Origin of the sequence: Lyngbya sp. PCC 8106 (assembly GCF_000169095.1) — a bacterium.
In the GTDB taxonomy this organism is placed as follows: Bacteria; Cyanobacteriota; Cyanobacteriia; order Cyanobacteriales; family Microcoleaceae; genus Capilliphycus.
This window is the reverse complement of record NZ_AAVU01000104.1, coordinates 1-1,718: the sequence shown is the minus strand read 5'-3', so window position 1 is coordinate 1,718 and position 1,718 is coordinate 1. Positions and strand designations below refer to the sequence as shown.

The 1,718-nt window shown below is 37.6% G+C and carries 3 protein-coding genes; all 3 read left to right on the top strand.

Annotated elements, in window-relative coordinates; translation table 11 throughout:
- Nucleotides 1-249 precede the first annotated feature (249 nt).
- The 3 genes from L8106_RS29095 (at nucleotide 250) to L8106_RS29085 (ending at nucleotide 1,620) form a co-directional block, all read left to right on the top strand.
- Complete coding sequence (locus L8106_RS29095; RefSeq protein ID WP_009788174.1) at nucleotides 250-630, top strand: DUF6943 family protein; 381 nt, start codon at nucleotides 250-252, stop codon at nucleotides 628-630.
- 22 nt (nucleotides 631-652) lie between these two features.
- The gene (locus tag L8106_RS29090) at nucleotides 653-973 is read left to right on the top strand and encodes a hypothetical protein (RefSeq protein ID WP_009788173.1); all 321 of its coding nucleotides are present in this window, start codon (nucleotides 653-655) and stop codon (nucleotides 971-973) included.
- A gap of 119 nt (nucleotides 974-1,092) precedes the next feature.
- Entirely contained in the window at nucleotides 1,093-1,620 is a 528-nt protein-coding gene (locus L8106_RS29085) for a hypothetical protein (protein ID WP_009788172.1), read from the top strand.
- Nucleotides 1,621-1,718: the final 98 nt, after the last annotated feature.

The window sequence follows — 1,718 nt, the reverse complement described above, 5'->3', positions numbered from 1 at the left end:
CGGAAATACTTGATGAAATCGGCGAGATTTATGGAGAATTTCCAGATGGGGGTGCGGCCAAAGCTAAACTTTATATTTTGGAAGAAAAGCGTTTGGTTTATTCTCAGTTGGTTCCTTTAAGGAAAGGTCATAAAACCAGACGGTATTATCCGGCAATTCCCTAAAAGTTTCGGCAGGCTCCATCGCAAGGTGGGGTCTTTTTTATTCTGATCTACCGCCTCTTTTTTCAGTTCTCTACTGGAAATTGAGATGCAGTCAGAAATTAAACACTTTGAACGACATCCGTATCTTTGGAAGATTCACTCTGCATTCCTTGCTGCGGATTTTTGGTTAATTAACAAGGGAACAAAAGAACAATTGGGCAAGCCTATCCGAGAATATAAGAAAGGCTGTTTTGGGATGTTGGCTCCAAAATATCTTGACCCAAAATATAGCTATTATCTCTGCGAATTTATTTGGCAATCTGGACTCTGGCAAACTTACTCTTGTGGGGCAATTACTTGGCAGCATTTACGAATTAATGATGTAAGAAATGTGTTTGAACCCGGAAGTTATTTGCTGACATCTGAAGGTCAAATGGTTTTGCTAGGGCCTGTTGAATTGCAAGTTTCTACCGCTTCTTTGGCTTAGTTGTTTTTTGGAAATTCATATCATGCAGAAAACAGAACAACAGATTGAACAATTTGACTTGGAAATAATAGTCGAACGGTTGCAGCTAACGGGTTATCAAAATTGTGATTGCATGGCTCCCGGTGATGTAAAAGCGGCTTTTATCAAGTGGCTAAATAGCACAGTGGAAAGCATCAACAACGAACCTGAATGGTGGGTGCAGAATCATAATGTTGGCGATTTTTATACTCATCTTCCCGAACCAGTTTTTGAATGTGAAGAAGATGATACTGATTTTGTACAAGTCGAAGTTATTTCTCAAGAAAAAGAACCTGCCATTATTATCGCTAATAGCAAGTCCTGAGAAACGCACACAATAAATATTCAAATAGCCTCGTTAATTATACCAGGATTAGATGGAGAAGTTTATCTATTTATTCCTGGTTTTTTTCTCTGTAAGTAATTCACTCAATTGTAAATTCGATGATTCCTAAAAAGTCTGAAATTAACTCAATCAAGTCTGAACTTCAGTCTGATATTCTTCCTGAAACTGATCAAGCAATTCGTAAATTTGTTACACTCAAAGCTGAACTTAATGAATTTTCTCAACAGCTAGAATCTGCTGAACTTGAGGCGATTTCTGAAGCTCTCACTATCCAACAATACAACCAAGAGCATAACAAGAATAACATTGTCTATCAAGATAGCGTAGCAAAAGTTGTGTTATGTTTCCGCCAAAAGTATGCAAGCTCAAAAGATTCAACCGAGTTGGCAAGGCTAGAAGAAGATATCCGGGCTGAGGAAGTTTCTCTGATGAAACGCAATGGGTTAAAGTTGCGGAAGCTTGATGAACAAATTAGCGAACTGGAAGAACAAATTCGTCAGCTAGAAGAACGAAAGGAGAAGCTAACTCAAAGTAAACGGATAGCTGCACTGCAAGCTCGATATCAACGAATTATTGCTGATTCTGCTTACAAAGTGCCAAACTTAGTAGTGCATTTCAAAAAGTAATAACCATTAAAAATAATCGATAGAAGTAATAATAGTAAGTGAGCTACAAATAAGCTTGCTTGCTATTTTTTTACTACCGTTTATATTTGTTGGCTTTT